This window comes from Rhizobium pantanalense (assembly GCF_030182525.1).
GTDB lineage: Bacteria > Pseudomonadota > Alphaproteobacteria > Rhizobiales > Rhizobiaceae > Rhizobium.
In genome coordinates, this window is sequence record NZ_JAQJCH010000001.1 from 228,799 (window position 1) to 242,693 (window position 13,895).

Here is a 13,895-nt window from a genome sequence, read left to right on the forward strand (position 1 = left end):
GAAAAGCGTTAGGCCTCGCTCATGAATAAGAGAGCTGTAAGACTCATCGAGAACGGTGCGATCGAATCCGCGATGCGAACGATCGAGACCGAGAGACGGGGCATGGAAGCGCTGGAACGCGCACTGATCAATGGTCTGGCCGAGCCCTTCAGCCGCGCTGTCGAGCTCATTGGCGGTATCAGAGGTCGTGTCGTCATCACCGGTGTCGGCAAGAGCGGCCATATCGGCAACAAGCTTGCCGCAAGTCTGGCTTCCACGGGTACGCCGGCTTTCTTCGTGCATCCGGTCGAAGCCAATCACGGTGATCTCGGCATGATCACGCAAGATGATGTCATCATCGCCATTTCCTGGGGCGGCGAAAGCGCCGAGCTACGCGGCATCATCAGCTATTCCCGCCGTTTCTCGATCCCGATGATTGCCATCACCGCCGGCGAGACCTCTACGCTTGCGCGCGAATCGGATGTGGTGTTGTTGCTGCCCAAGGAGCAAGAGGCCTGCCCGCATGGTCTGGCGCCGACGACATCGACGCTGCTGCAGCTTGCGATCGGCGATGCGCTGACCGTTGCTTTGCTTGAGGCGCGCGGTTTTACGGCCGAGGATTTTCGCACCTTCCATCCGGGCGGCAAACTCGGCGCCAGCCTCTCGCATGTGGCCGATATCATGCACAAGGGCGACCGTGTACCGCTTGTCAAGCTCGGCACCGGCATGCCGGAGGCGGCGATGACGCTTTCGCAAATGCGTTTCGGCTGTGTCGGCGTGATCGATGATGACGGCTGCCTGTGCGGCATCGTGACGGATGGCGATATCGCCCGTAACCTCGGCACCAGCCTCGCGGAGAAGCTGGTGGATGAGGTGATGACCCCCAATCCGAAGACGGTGAAGGAAACGACGCTGGCGACGAGCGCCATGGCCGTGCTCAATCGCCACAATATTTCCGCGCTGATCGTTGTCGACAACGAACGGCGTCCGATCGGTCTGGTGCACTTCCACGACCTGTTGCGGATCGGCGTCGCCTGATCAGACTGGTTCGACCGTGAGCTCGCGGCCGTTGCTGGCGACCACTTTGACGCGGGTGCCGACCGGCAAGTCCGGTCCGTTGACCGTCCAATAAGTGTCATTGAGGCGAATGCGCCCGCGGCCTTCGGCTATCGGCTGGTCGAGCGTTGCGGTGCGCCCGACCAGACTGGCGCCGCGCTGGTTCAGGAACGGCTCGTCGGTCACCTGGCTGTTGTTATAGAGATAGCGGCGGCCGAGCAGGGTGACGATCACCGCCGTGGCGGCGAAGACTAGCCCTTGAACCTGCCAGACCCAGAAGCTGCTTTCCCAAAACAGAAGCGACAAGGCGCCGACGATGATCGCGGCGAGCCCGATCCATACCAAGAAGAAGCCGGGCAGGACGAGTTCGGCGGCAAGCAGCGCCAGACCGGCGAGCCACCAGCTCCAGGGGCCGAGTTCGACGATAAGATTGTCGAACATCTCAGCTCTCCTTCGGCGGCAGCGGATTGATCGACGGCGTGGTGCGGGCGGGGCCGGAGCGCGGGCGGGCCGGCTGCGGCGTGCCGTTGCCATCGCCATTGTCGCCGAAGACTTCGCGGGCGATGGCGCCGATACCGCCGAGCGAGCCGATAATGGAGCTCGCCTCCACCGGCATGAGGACAATCTTCGAATTGCTGGCGGAGCCGATCGCGGTCAGGGCTTCGGTGTATTTCTGGGCAACGAAGTAGTTGATCGCCTGCACGTTACCCTCGGCAATCGCTTCGGATACCACGCGGGTCGCCTTGGCTTCGGCCTCGGCCAGGCGCTCGCGCGCCTCGGCATTGCGGAAGGCGGCTTCGCGCTGGCCTTCGGCTTGTAGGACGGCCGCCTGCTTCGCGCCCTCGGCGCGGAGGATCTGCGCATTGCGCAGGCCTTCCGCCTCCAGGACCTGGGCGCGCTTTTCGCGTTCGGCCTTCATCTGCCGGCCCATGGCGTCAACCAGGTCTTTCGGCGGCTGGATGTCCTTGATTTCGACGCGTGTTACCTTGATGCCCCAGGGCTCTACCGCCTCATCGACCACGCGCAGCAGTCGTTCGTTGATGGCATCGCGGTTGGACAAAAGCTCGTCCAGATCCATAGAGCCCATGACGGAGCGGATATTGGTCTTCGTGAGATTAAGGATCGCGGTTTCCAGATTGGTGATCTGATAGGCGGCCTGCGCCGCATTCAGCACCTGGAAGAAAGCGACTGCATCGGCGGATACACTCGCATTGTCCTTGGTGATGACCTCCTGCGTCGGCACGGCCAGCACCTGCTCCATCACGTTCATCCGCACTCCGATTGTTTCGATGAAGGGCACGATCAGATTGAGTCCCGGTTCCAGCGTCCGGATATAGCGGCCGAAGCGCTGAACTGTGTACCGATAGCCCTGAGGTACGGTCTTGATGCCCGCAAACAGCACCAGAATGACGAAGACCACCAAGGCAATCACAACGATGCTGAAACCACCCACTACCATCGAACTCCTCCATGGACGCGGCTGCCTGAGCAGGCTCGCGTCGCGTAAACCGCTACCATTCGGCCTCCCTACGCTCGGTCGAGCTCACGAGGCGGTAGCTCAATCTGATGTGGTGGGTTAGCATGTTCTCAGCAAGTGAGGAATGGGGATGCGGCAGGCGTTTTGCTATGAGGCAGGTCTACCAATCGCCGTCTGGGTCTTGCGCCCGGCGATTGATATTCATACTTTATATGGAGATTTCCGGTCCCGCTGCCATGCAGCTTCTCGGGCCAAGCCTTAGCGCATTATCAGGGTGAAGCTATGAACTTAGATAGGACCTTGCGGTCGGTTGTGGCCGTGCACGCCTCAATTCCGGAAGACGCCTTTACGGCGGCAACGCTCGGCACCCGCAGAGAAGGGAGTGGCGTCGTCATCCGCGGAAACGGTCTGGTATTGACGATCGGTTATCTCATCACCGAAGCCGACGAGGTCTGGCTCACGACCAATAGCGGTCGCGTCGTGCCCGGTCATGCGCTTGCCTACGATCAGGAAACGGGTTTCGGCATCGTGCAGGCGCTCGGGCCTCTCGATGTGCCCGCCCTCGAATTCGGCGATACCGACAAGGCTGAGATCGGTGATGAAGTCGTCATCGCCGACGGGATCGGCCAGTTTGTCGAGGCGAAGATCGTCGCCAAGCAGGAATTCGCCGGCTATTGGGAATATCTGCTCGACGAGGCGATCTTCACGGCGCCAGCCCATCCCTCCTGGGGCGGGGCGGCCGTTGTCGACGAGGATGGCAAGCTTCTCGGCATCGGCTCGCTGCACTTGCAGATGGCGACGCAGAACGGCGATAGCGCCGATATCAACATGATCGTGCCGATCAATCTCCTGATGCCGATCCTGGACGATCTGATCAAGCGCGGTCGGGTCAACAAACCGCCGCGGCCCTGGCTCGGTGCCTTCTCGGCCGAAAGCAATGGCGAAGTCGTCGTCATGAGCGTCACCGAGGGTGGGCCGGCCGCCAAGGCTGGCTTGCGCCGTGGCGACGTCATTTCCGAAATCCGCGATGGTGAGGTCGACGGGCTTGCCGATTTCTATCGCAAGGTCTGGGAGAGCGGCCCGGCTGGGTCCGAGATCCCCATGCGCGTATTGCGCGACGGCCGCGAGGCCTGGCTGCGCGTCAAATCCGCCGACCGCGGCAGCTTCCTCAGAAAGCCGCAGCTTCAGTAGGAACGCGTCGCCGGGGTCAACCCGGCGATCCGCTCAGGCCCAGCCGAGCAGCTCCCGCCGCGCGACTTTTTCCAGCACGTTCATGCCGTCTTCGCTGTCGTTGAGACAGGGAATGTGGGTGAATTTCTCGCCGCCATTGTGGTGGAAGGATTCGGCCGCCTGCTCGGCGATCTCTTCCAGCGTCTCCAGGCAGTCGGAGACGAAACCCGGATTGAGGACGGCGATCCGCTTCGTGCCCGTCCTGGCAAGCTCTTCCACCGTTTTGTCCGTATAGGGCTGCAGCCATTCCTCCGGGCCGAAGCGGGACTGGAACGTAACCATGAACTGATCTTCGGATAGGCCGAGCTTCTCGCGCAGCAGCCTGCCGGTCTTCTGACAGAAACAGTAATAGGGATCGCCGAGCTTGAAGTAGGACATGGGAATGCCGTGGAAGGATGCGATGATCTTTTCGGGCTGCCAGTCCAGCGTCGATAGATGCCGGGTGACCGAATTGGCGAGCGCCTCGATATAGGTCTCGTCGTCATGATATTGCGGCACGGTACGGATTGCCGGCTGCCAGCGCATCTTTTGAAGCTTCTCGAAGGCCTTGTCGTTGACCGTCGCCGTCGTTGCCGCCGCATATTGCGGATAGAGCGGGAAGAGCACGATGCGTTCGCAGCCATCATCCTTCAATGCCTGGATGCGATCGGCGATCGAGGGTTGGCCGTAGCGCATGGCCCAGTCGACCTTGACGTTGGGCAGGTCGCGCAGCCGCTCGGCCATCAGATCAGCCTGGTTGCGCGTGTAGGTGCGCAGATAGCTCTCGTTCTTCTCCTTGTTCCAGATCGTCTCATAGGCCTTGCCGACCTTTCTCGGCCGGGTGTTGAGCACGATGCCGAACAGGATCGGGTACCATTTCCAGCGCGACCACTCGATGACGCGGCGGTCGGTCAGGAATTCGCGCAGGTAGCGGCGCATTGAGGAATAGTCTGTGCCGTCGGGGGTGCCAAGATTGATGAGCAGCACGCCGACCTTGCCGTATTTCACGCTGGGGTGATCGGGCGGAAGCGTGGTCAGGTCTGCTGTCATCGATTGAATTCCTCTCAAGATACGAAGCATTTCACATAAGAACAAAAGCCGGTCCGGGAAAGCCCGGACCGGCTGTGACATGCGAGACAAATCGTCTTACTTGGCCGGAATTTTCAACTTTTCACCGACCGACAGATGGTGCGCCTTGATGTTGCGGTTGGCGGCCACAAGTTTGTGCCACTGCTTTGCATTGCCATAGTAGGTCTTGGCGAGATCCCAGAGCGTGTCGCCGGCGACGACGACGTGGGTTGTCGGCGTCTTTGGCGGTTCGCTGGTCTTGGCTTCCGGCGTTGCCGTTGCCGGAGCTGTGGTCGCGGGTGCGGCAGCAGCCGGCGTTTCAGCCGCTGGAGCTGAGGTAGCGGGGGTCGAGGGCGCCGGATCCGATTTTGCCGGAGCGGACGGCGTTGCGGTCGGGTTTGCCGGTATGGTGGTGCTTGGCGTTGTCACCGTGGGAGGGGAGGAGGCCGGAGGGGTGGTCGTGGCGCCGCCACCTGTAGCGGCTGCTGCCGGCTTCTGCTCCGGTGCTGTCTGCGTGGTATCGGTGGGCTTTGCGGGTTCCGGCTGCGCAGCCGGCGCTGCCGCGGCTATCTGGGTTATGCGGCCGTCCGTGTACGGCTTGTAGGGATTGTGCGCGCCAAGATAATCGGCGACCACCGATTCCAGGTTGGGGCCGAAGTCATAGGCGTTCTTGCCATTCTTGGCGAAGACCGTATAGCCGTCGCCGCCAGCGCGCATGTAGTTGTTGCTGACGACGCCATAGGTCTTTTCGGGGTCGATCGGCTTGAATTCCGTGCCTTCCTGAACGTCGACGGACACCAGGCGGCTGCCTGCCGGCTTCGACTTGTCGAAGCTGTATTTGAGGCCGGCGACCTGCGGGAAGCGACCGGCCCCGTCATCGATCTGGCTGAGGCCGTTTTCGAGTGCCGCTTTCACGTCGGCTCCCGTGAGTTGGAAGGTCGCAACCGTGTTCTGGAAAGGCAGTACGGTCAACACGTCGCCCATGCTGACGTCGCCGGCGCCGATGGAGGCGCGCAAGCCGCCGCCGTTCTGGATGGCAATGGAGATCCCTTGCGCCTTGGTGCGGTCGAGCATCGCGTCGGCAACGAGATTGCCCATCGAGCATTCCCGAACGCGGCAGACTTCGCGCGCGCCTTCGATCGGCCCTTGCGAATTGCCGATGACCTTCTTGCGCAGCTCCTCGATCGGCTTTGCCATCTCCTGCACGCGTGCAAGGATCGTCGGATCGGGCTTGATGGAGGAATCGAGCAAGATCGGATCGCCTTTGGCGTCCTTGACGGCGCCGTTGTCGTCGAAGGTGACGACGATGTCGCCGAGATATTTGCTGTAGGATGCGGCCTGAACGACAGGCACCTTATAGCCGGCCGGATTGTCGACCATGGTCGGGTAGGGGCCGGCTGCCTTCGGGTCGGTATTCGACAAGAGCGTATGCGAGTGGCCGCCGACAACGACACTGACGCCGGCGATCTTGGCGATCTTCTCGACATCGCGCGGATAGCCGACATGGGTGAGCGCGATGATCTTGTTGACGCCTTGCGATTTCAGCGCATCGACTTCGGCGCTGATGGCGGCGGCATCGTCGGTGATCTTCACATGCGGGCCGGGAGAGGCAAGTTCCGGTGTTTCGGTCGTCACCGCACCGACGATACCAATCTTCTGGCCGCCGATATCAAGCACGATCGACTTCTTGATGCGTTCGCCGAGCTTCGACTGGTCGTCGACCACCAGATTGGCCGTCACAACGGGGAACTGCGCCTTGTCGAGGAAAGCGGCAAGCGGGCCTTCGCCATCGTCGAACTCATGATTGCCGACCGTCATGGCATCGATCTTCATGTCATTGAGGAATTCGACTTCGGCAGCGCCCTTGTAGGTCGTGTAGAACAGGGAGCCCTGGAAGTTGTCGCCGGCATCGAGGACGAGGACATTCTGGCCGGCAAGGGCGGCGCGGCGCTGGTCGATGGCTGCTTTCAGCCGTGCCGTCCCGCCGAAGCATTCGTTCTTGGCTTCCTCGGCTGCCGAGCAGGTGGCGTCGAATTTGTTGATCGATTCGACACGCGAATGGAAATCGTTGAAGTGCAGGATGTTGAGCTGATAGTCCGCGAAGGCGGCGCTGGTGCTCAGTGCCAGCAGCGTCGCGGCCAAAAGACCCACTCCGAAGGGCTGCTTCATCTGTCTCTCCTGTTGGTCATTGCAATCCGGCCCGCCAATGCCCGAGGCGGTCCCCCGATGCCGATGTTTCCATCCCGGCGGAGCGAGCGCAAGTAAAAGCTGTTGCCTTCATTCGGATTTTACAAAGAAGCGAAATGGCCCGCCGGATCAGGCGCAGGCTTCGGCGGAGGCTGCACCATAGGAGTCGCGCAATGCCGCAGCGGCATTCCAGCCGGCAGCGCAGAAGACGAGCGCACAACAGAGGGAGGCGACAAGATGAAGGCGCCGATTCCGCCTTCGGTAGAGCAGGATAGCGCCGGCGGCGTAGACGAGCAAAGTGGGTACAGCGAAAAGAAGGACGCTCGCCGGGCCGTCACAATCAAGGGCGTCGATGCCCTGGGCCTGATAGCTGTTTACAGGGAGGACCGTCGCCATAATGGCGACGGGCAATGCTGCTATAAGGGCCAGATAGAGGATCAGCATGCCGCGCATGATGCTTTATCCGTCCATCGAGCTTCTATCAACCCTGGCGATTGAGCGAGAAGTGTCCACCGGTTTCGGAGGTGCAATTGAGTTGGCTGGGATTGGCCAGGAAGCAATTCACCTTCGACGATGTGCGCTTGATGTTCGAATAGAGATTGATCTGAATCACGCCGGATGGATCGGTGGTGTAGGTTCCAGAAGCCATCTGCTGGTTCGTGCCATCTGTCGTGTGCGTTTCGAAACGGCCGCCGTTGAAGGTCGAATTCAGGCCGTTCGAATCGGCCCAGCTTCCTTCCACCGAATTCATGCGCGGCTGGGAGCCACCCGGGTTCATCCCCATCGGCGGCGGTCTGGAACCGCCGAAATCGACGCAGGCAGAGAGGGCTGCCGCGGCAGCAACGAGGGCAAGAACGGTTCTCATCTTCATAAATATCTCCCGCGAATAGAGGCGGTCTAAAGGCGTATCGGTTGCAAGGAAGATGGCGCGACCATCGGGTTAAAGCAAGACGTCCCAGGCGATCTGCTTGATTTATCTGGCTTGCGTAACAAAAATGCCCGCACGACCTGTGCGGGCATTCGTGACTTGCATCAAGCCAACACTATACTCTTAGCGAACCAGAATGTTCCGGAACTGCCATGGGTCCTTCGTGTCGATGTCTTCCGGGAACAGGCCTGGACGGCCATCGAGCGGGGTCCAGTCGGTGTAATGACCTTCGACCGGGCCGAGGTAGGGCAGCTGCACTTCAAGGCAGCGCTTGTAATCGACTTCATCTGCTTCGACGATGCCGGCCTTCGGGTTTTCCAGTGCCCAGACCATGCCGGCGAGCACGGCAGACGTCACCTGCAGGCCGGTAGCATTCTGGTAGGGGGCAATGCGGCGGGTCTCTTCGAGAGACAGGCGCGAGCCGTACCAGTAGGCATTCTTGGCATGGCCGTAGAGCAGCACGCCGAGTTCGTCGATGCCGTCTTCCAGCTCGTCCTCATCAAGAACGTGGTGAACCGGCTGCGGCGTGCCGCCGTTGCCGAACATCTCGTGCAGCGAGAGCACGGCATCGTTGGCCGGATGATAGGCATAGTGGCAGGTCGGGCGGAAGGTGACGTCGCCGTCCTTGTCGCGGACCGTGAAATAATCGGCGATCGAGATCGACTCGTTGTGAGTGACCAGGAAGCCGTATTGCGGGCCGGGGGTCGGGCACCAGGTGCGCACACGGGTATTGGCGCCCGGCTGTTCCAGATAGATGGCAGCCTTGCAGCCCTTCTTGTGCTTCTTGGCGTTCTTCGGCATCCATTCTTCATGGGTGCCCCAGCCGAGTTCGGCCGGCTGCAGACCTTCGGAGATGAAGCCTTCGACGGACCAGGTATTCCAGAAGACGTTGAGCGGCTTCGGATGCTTGGTGCGCTGCGTGTCGCGCTCGGCGATGTGAACGCCCTTGACGCCGACCTTCTTCATCAGCTTGGCCCAGCCTTCACGGTCGTGCTGATCCGGCTCTTCGAACTTCAGGCCGATATCATTGGCGAGGTTGACGAGCGCCTGCTTGACGAACCAGGAGACCATGCCCGGATTCGCGCCGCAGGTGGAAACGGCCGTCGTGCCGCCCGGGTTCTTTTCTTTCTCCTTGCGCATAGTTTCGCGCAGAGCGTAGTTGGTGCGGTCGGCGTTCTTCAGGTTCTTGTCGAAGTAAAAGCCGAGCCAAGGCTCGACGACGGTATCGATATAGAGCACGTCGAGCTTGCGGCACAGCTTGACCAGATCGAGCGAGCCGGTGTCGACCGATAGGTTGACGCAGAAGCCCTGGCCGCCGCCTTCCGTGAGCAGCGGCTTCAGCAGATCCTTGTAATTGTCCTTGGTGACATGGGCCTGCATATGGCGGACGCCATGCTTTTCCAGGATCGCCAGGTGCTCGGCATCCATCTGCGGGTCGATGACGACCATCCGGCTCTTGTCGAATTTGAAATGGCGCTCGATCAGGGGCAGGGTGCCACGGCCAATGGAGCCAAAGCCGATCATTACGATCGGACCGGTAATTTCGGCATATACCGGATAGTTTTGTTTCGTCATTCTTTTCTCCTTCGAAAGGCAGGACGCCGTTCGGTTCACGAAATTCAATTAGAGTTTGCGCGAAAACGCTGGCAGAGTTTGCGCGAAAACGCGAAGTGAGCGGCTCTAATCATAATTTGATGTCACAATAAAGAGCTGTTGAGGGTTAGCCGGGCAAAGTCAAGTGGAGGCCAACATACACGCCATATGCGACGAGTTTGTTGCTCTCAGGGTTGGTTTTCGCTGACATAAAGGGAATGGAGCGGAAGGCAAGCGCCTTCCGCCGCTTAGGCCTTCAGGCTTTCCAATCCGTCAGTAACCGTGGTCAGAGCGATTTCCTGGACTTCGTAAATGGCGACGCCGTGGATGGTGAAGGGGTCGGCAGCGACATAGGCCTCCAGTTCCGCTCGCTCGCCACGGGCGAAGATGACGCCGCCTGTGCGCGGCACCTTACGGCCGGAAGCGAGGAACCAGCCCCTGGCATAGCCTTCCTTCACCCAGGCCATATGCGGCTCCATGTGCTTGTCGGCTTCGTCATTACCCTTGAGGTAGGTGAGCGAGAGGATGAACATTTCAATCAATTCCACAGAAGTTGTGCGCGGATCAGGCCGCGCAGGGAGTTGCCGACATAAAGGGGGCAGTCTTTCAGCTCGTCGAGCCGGATGCGGCCGACCCGGGCCTTGCGCTGGCAGATGAGCTCGGTGCGCAGGACGCCTGCAAGCAGACCGGATGATATGGGCGGGGTGAGGAGCAGGTCCGCGCTATCCTCGAGGAAGACCGAGGTGATCGTTCCCTCGCAAACCTCGTCCTTTTCATTGAGAAGCAGGACTTCGTCTGCCTCGTCTGGCCGATATTCCGCGCGGGCTGCTTCATAGATGCCTCGTCGCGTGGTTTTGAAATGCAGCAACTTGTCGGAGGAACCGAGCCGGGTCGCAGCGATACGCAAGCGCCAGACGGTATCAGGCAAAAGCGGGGCAAACGGCGCCGTCGTCACTTCCGTTTGACCTTTGCGATCCAGAGTGAGGCGAACTCTCAAGGGTGCGGCGGCATCGGCGACCGCGTGCTCCAGCTTGCCAAGCACGTTCTGCGGCGCGGAAAAGCCGAGGCGGCGGGCGGAGCGTTGCAGCCGCGCAAGATGCAGACGCAGACGAACGAAGCCGGCTTCCGGCTCGTAGCGCAGCGTCTCGATCAGGGAAAAATCCTCTACCGGTCGATCCATCGGTCCCCCACGGCGAAGCGTGCCTTGAGGAGGCATTCCTCATATTCAGCTTCCGCCGTCGAATCCAAGACGATGCCTCCGCCGACATTGAACACCGCGCGGCCGTCTTCGAAAAGCGTGATCGTGCGTATCGACACCGAAAAGCGCATGGCGCCGCCAGGCGAGATCATGCCGATCGCGCCGCAATAGGCGTCGCGCGGGCCGTCTTCGAGGTCATGCAGGATTTCCATCGCCCGCATTTTGGGTGCGCCGGTGATCGAGCCGCAAGGAAAGAGCGCGGCAAGGATCTCGCGGATCGATATGCCCGGCAGAAGCTTCGCCTGCACGTGGCTCACCATCTGATGAAGCGTGGGATAGGTCTCGATTTCGAAGAGTTTTGGCACGTCCAGCGTGCCCACCTCAGTGATGCGGGAGATATCGTTGCGAAGCAAGTCGACGATCATGCGGTTTTCGGCCTGCGTTTTCTCGTCGGCGAGCATGGCGGCGATGATGCGCTCGTCCTCGGCAGCATTCGCGCCGCGCCTGGCTGTGCCCTTCATCGGATGCGTCTCGATCCAGCCGTCCTCGTCCGTGCGGAAGAAAAGCTCCGGCGAGCGCGAGAGGATGATCGGCCCGCCGAGATCGACCAATGCGCCGTATTTCACCGGCTGCCGTTCGATCAGAGACCAGAAGGCAGCGCGGGGATCGCCGTTCCAGCGGGCATGGATCGGCATGGTGAGGTTTGCCTGATAGCAGTCGCCCAGGCGCAAATGCTGGTGCAGCCTGTCGAAGCTCTCCCTATAGGTCTCGAAATTCCAGGCCGCTTTTGGCTCTGTGATAAACTCCTGGTTTTCCGAGCGCTGTACCGGTCGGCCCAGCGGATGACCATCGGCGGCAGGGCCGTCGAAAACGCCAAAGCAGAGGAGCGGCGTTTCCCTGCTTTCCTCGGCGAAGGATGCGAGCTTTTCCTCGAAGAGATGGCCGGCTTCATAAGCCATATAGCCGGCAAGCCATTGTCCCAGTCGTTTGGCCTTTTCCATGCGGTCGAGCGCATCGAAGAAGTCAGCCCGCGTATGAGCCGTGATGATCTCGACCGGTTCGGCAAAGATCATCACCTGTCCTGTGCTGTCGTCCCTGAAGAGGACGTAGGGTATGGCGTCGGCCATTGAGCACTTCTTCAGCGGTTGGGTGTCAGGCACCCTTATCTAACGCTTCCAGCTCGTCGATCAGCCCTTCGATCATCGACAGGCCCTTGCTCCAGAACGACGGATCGGTTGCGTCGAGGCCGAAAGGCTTCAAAAGTTCGGCGTGGTGCTTGGTACCGCCGGCCTTAAGGAGCTCGAAATACTTTTCCTGGAAGCCCTTTTCGGCGTTTTGGTAGACGGCATAGAGCGAGTTCACCAAGCAGTCGCCAAAGGCATAGGCATAGACGTAGAATGGCGAGTGGATGAAATGGGGGATATAGGCCCAATAGGTCTCATAACCCTCGGAGATCTTGATCGCAGGCCCGAGGCTTTCCGCCTGCACCGAGAGCCACAGCTCGCCGATATTGTCCGACGTCAGCTCGCCATTCTTGCGGGCGGTATGAACCTTGCGCTCGAATTCATAGAAGGCGATCTGGCGGACGACCGTGTTGATCATGTCCTCGACCTTCTGGGCGAGCATCGCCTTGCGCTCGCGCTTGTCGGTGGTCTTGTCGAGCAGCGCGCGGAAGGTCAGCATCTCGCCGAAAACGGAGGCTGTCTCAGCTAGAGTCAAAGGCGTCTGGCACATCAGTGCGCCCTGGCCTCCGGCCAGCACCTGATGCACGCCATGGCCGAGCTCATGCGCCAGCGTCATGACATCGCGCGGCTTGCCCATGTAATTGACCAGCACGTAGGGGTGAGCCGACGGCACGGTCGGATGCGCGAAGGCGCCCGGCGCCTTGCCCGGACGCACCGGCGCGTCGATCCATTCCTCGTCGAAGAAGCGCTTGGCGATCGCGGCCATTTCCGGCGCGAAATTGCCGTAGGCAGAAAGCACCGTTTCCTTCGCGTCTTTCCAGGGGATCAGCGCGTTGGGCGTTTCCGGCAGCGGCGCGTTGCGGTCCCAGAAGTTCATCTGGTCCATGCCGAGCCACTTGGCCTTCATCTTATAATAGCGATGCGAAAGCCGCGGATAGGCCTCGCGTACGGCGGCCGCCAGCGCATCCACCACCTCGCGCTCGACGCGGTTGGCGAGATGCCTGCTGTCGGCAATATCCTCGAAGCCCCGCCAGCGGTCGGCGATTTCCTTGTCCTTGGCGAGTGTATTGGTAATCAGCGTGAAGGTGCGCAGGTTCGCCTTGAAGGTTTCGGCAAGCGCCATGGCGGCCTTGCGGCGCACTTCCGAGTCCTGCTCCTGCAGCATGTTCAAGGCGACTTCCAGCGGTTGCTTCTCGCCGTCGATCTCGAAGCGCAGCTCAGCCATCGTTTCGTCGAACAACCGGTTGAATGCGGCGGCGCTCGTCATGGATTTTTCCAGGAACAGCTGTTCCAGCCTGTCGTCGAGCTGATGCGGCTTGTCTTTGCGCAGGTCGACGATCCAGGGACGATAATGGCCGGCGGCGGGGTCATTCGCCATGCAGGCGTCCATCACCGTATCGTCGATGCGGTTCAGCTCCAGCGGGAAGAATAAAAGGTGAGAGGAATAGTCCGTGAGCTTTGCCTGGACGTCGCCATAGAGCTTGCCGTTGTTCGGATCGATGGTATTGGAGAAGTAGGTGAGCCCGGCGAACGAGCCGAGACGGCCCATGATATCGTCAAGCGCTTCATACTCCTTTATGGCCGTGCCGATGCCGGCGTCGCCTGTCTTGGCGGCGGCATCGGTAAGCTTCCCCTTCCATTTTTCCTCGAAGGCAATGGCCATCTTGCCGGCCCTTTCCAGATCTCCGACGAACTCGGGGGACGTGGAGGAAGAATAGAGATCGCTTAGCTTCCAGGCCGGCAGGCCTCCAAGCGCCTGGCCAGCTGCCGGGCTTGCCGAGAATTCAATGGCCGAGAAATTAATGAGGGGGTGGAGCGAGGTTGGGCTCATGGGCGAAATTTCCTCTGCTTTTATTTTTCGGATCGTCCGATCCGTATCGTGTCTATTCGGCTGGAAAGCCCACTGCAAGGCCTGATTTTTCTGCACCGAAGGTTGAATCATAAGCGCTTTTACATTCGTCATAATGATTAAAATGCGATGCTTTGGCAAAACTTCATGTTCAAGCCTTTCTGCGA

At 60.5% G+C, this 13,895-nt stretch carries 13 protein-coding genes; 2 read left to right on the forward strand and 11 right to left on the reverse strand.

The window, feature by feature from the left end; translation table 11 throughout:
- Positions 1–21: 21 nt before the first annotated feature.
- Complete coding sequence (locus PH558_RS01070; RefSeq protein ID WP_095435791.1) at positions 22–1,017, forward strand: KpsF/GutQ family sugar-phosphate isomerase; 996 nt, start codon at positions 22–24, stop codon at positions 1,015–1,017.
- On the opposite strand, the gene PH558_RS01075 is transcribed toward PH558_RS01070, so the two are convergent.
- The gene (locus PH558_RS01075; RefSeq protein ID WP_285201837.1) at positions 1,018–1,476 is read right to left on the reverse strand and encodes an NfeD family protein; all 459 of its coding nucleotides are present in this window, start codon (positions 1,474–1,476) and stop codon (positions 1,018–1,020) included.
- Position 1,477: 1 nt separating this feature from the next.
- The gene (locus tag PH558_RS01080; protein WP_285172964.1) at positions 1,478–2,494 is read right to left on the reverse strand and encodes an SPFH domain-containing protein; all 1,017 of its coding nucleotides are present in this window, start codon (positions 2,492–2,494) and stop codon (positions 1,478–1,480) included.
- A 300-nt stretch (positions 2,495–2,794) separates the two neighbouring features.
- On the opposite strand from PH558_RS01080, the gene PH558_RS01085 reads away from it, so the two are divergent.
- A complete protein-coding gene (locus PH558_RS01085) occupies positions 2,795–3,703 on the forward strand; it encodes a S1C family serine protease (RefSeq protein ID WP_285172963.1) in 909 nt (302 codons plus the stop codon).
- A 33-nt stretch (positions 3,704–3,736) separates the two neighbouring features.
- Here the strand turns inward: PH558_RS01085 and hemH are convergent, their stop codons facing one another.
- The 9 genes from hemH to PH558_RS01130 form a co-directional block, all read right to left on the reverse strand.
- Positions 3,737–4,771 (reverse strand): ferrochelatase, encoded by a 1,035-nt coding sequence (gene hemH / locus PH558_RS01090; protein ID WP_285172962.1) that lies wholly within the window; start codon positions 4,769–4,771, stop codon positions 3,737–3,739.
- Positions 4,772–4,867: 96 nt separating this feature from the next.
- On the reverse strand, positions 4,868–6,958 hold the full coding sequence (locus PH558_RS01095; protein ID WP_285172961.1) for a 5'-nucleotidase C-terminal domain-containing protein: 2,091 nt from the start codon (positions 6,956–6,958) through the stop codon (positions 4,868–4,870).
- Positions 6,959–7,105: 147 nt separating this feature from the next.
- Positions 7,106–7,429: a hypothetical protein gene (locus PH558_RS01100; protein ID WP_285172960.1), complete on the reverse strand. Its 324-nt coding sequence runs from the start codon at positions 7,427–7,429 to the stop codon at positions 7,106–7,108.
- A 28-nt stretch (positions 7,430–7,457) separates the two neighbouring features.
- A complete protein-coding gene (gene omp10, locus PH558_RS01105; protein ID WP_015341076.1) occupies positions 7,458–7,847 on the reverse strand; it encodes an outer membrane lipoprotein Omp10 in 390 nt (129 codons plus the stop codon).
- A 180-nt stretch (positions 7,848–8,027) separates the two neighbouring features.
- Positions 8,028–9,479: a homospermidine synthase gene (locus PH558_RS01110; RefSeq protein ID WP_113230747.1), complete on the reverse strand. Its 1,452-nt coding sequence runs from the start codon at positions 9,477–9,479 to the stop codon at positions 8,028–8,030.
- A 266-nt stretch (positions 9,480–9,745) separates the two neighbouring features.
- Positions 9,746–10,030 (reverse strand): YciI family protein, encoded by a 285-nt coding sequence (locus PH558_RS01115; RefSeq protein WP_095435782.1) that lies wholly within the window; start codon positions 10,028–10,030, stop codon positions 9,746–9,748.
- A gap of 5 nt (positions 10,031–10,035) precedes the next feature.
- Positions 10,036–10,677 carry an aminotransferase class IV family protein gene (locus PH558_RS01120; RefSeq protein ID WP_285201838.1) on the reverse strand — a complete coding sequence of 214 codons (642 nt, stop codon included), beginning with the start codon at positions 10,675–10,677 and terminating at the stop codon, positions 10,036–10,038.
- The gene (locus PH558_RS01125; protein WP_285201839.1) at positions 10,662–11,822 is read right to left on the reverse strand and encodes an aminodeoxychorismate synthase component I; all 1,161 of its coding nucleotides are present in this window, start codon (positions 11,820–11,822) and stop codon (positions 10,662–10,664) included. Before PH558_RS01125 ends, PH558_RS01120 begins: the two co-directional genes overlap by 16 nt.
- Positions 11,823–11,847: 25 nt before the next feature.
- The gene (locus tag PH558_RS01130) at positions 11,848–13,710 is read right to left on the reverse strand and encodes a M3 family oligoendopeptidase (protein WP_285201840.1); all 1,863 of its coding nucleotides are present in this window, start codon (positions 13,708–13,710) and stop codon (positions 11,848–11,850) included.
- Between the last annotated feature and the right edge of the window lie 185 nt (positions 13,711–13,895).

Bases quoted from the DNA above. Each gene is read 5' to 3' on its own strand.
- PH558_RS01070 (WP_095435791.1), top strand. From the start codon at position 22: ATGAATAAGAGAGCTGTAAGACTCATCGAGAACGGTGCGATCGAATCC.
- PH558_RS01075 (WP_285201837.1), bottom strand. From the start codon at position 1,476: ATGTTCGACAATCTTATCGTCGAACTCGGCCCCTGGAGCTGGTGGCTC.
- PH558_RS01080 (WP_285172964.1), bottom strand. From the start codon at position 2,494: ATGGTAGTGGGTGGTTTCAGCATCGTTGTGATTGCCTTGGTGGTCTTC.
- PH558_RS01085 (WP_285172963.1), top strand. From the start codon at position 2,795: ATGAACTTAGATAGGACCTTGCGGTCGGTTGTGGCCGTGCACGCCTCA.
- hemH (WP_285172962.1), bottom strand. From the start codon at position 4,771: ATGACAGCAGACCTGACCACGCTTCCGCCCGATCACCCCAGCGTGAAA.
- PH558_RS01095 (WP_285172961.1), bottom strand. From the start codon at position 6,958: ATGAAGCAGCCCTTCGGAGTGGGTCTTTTGGCCGCGACGCTGCTGGCA.
- PH558_RS01100 (WP_285172960.1), bottom strand. From the start codon at position 7,429: ATGCGCGGCATGCTGATCCTCTATCTGGCCCTTATAGCAGCATTGCCC.
- omp10 (WP_015341076.1), bottom strand. From the start codon at position 7,847: ATGAAGATGAGAACCGTTCTTGCCCTCGTTGCTGCCGCGGCAGCCCTC.
- PH558_RS01110 (WP_113230747.1), bottom strand. From the start codon at position 9,479: ATGACGAAACAAAACTATCCGGTATATGCCGAAATTACCGGTCCGATC.
- PH558_RS01115 (WP_095435782.1), bottom strand. From the start codon at position 10,030: ATGTTCATCCTCTCGCTCACCTACCTCAAGGGTAATGACGAAGCCGAC.
- PH558_RS01120 (WP_285201838.1), bottom strand. From the start codon at position 10,677: ATGGATCGACCGGTAGAGGATTTTTCCCTGATCGAGACGCTGCGCTAC.
- PH558_RS01125 (WP_285201839.1), bottom strand. From the start codon at position 11,822: ATGGCCGACGCCATACCCTACGTCCTCTTCAGGGACGACAGCACAGGA.
- PH558_RS01130 (WP_285201840.1), bottom strand. From the start codon at position 13,710: ATGAGCCCAACCTCGCTCCACCCCCTCATTAATTTCTCGGCCATTGAA.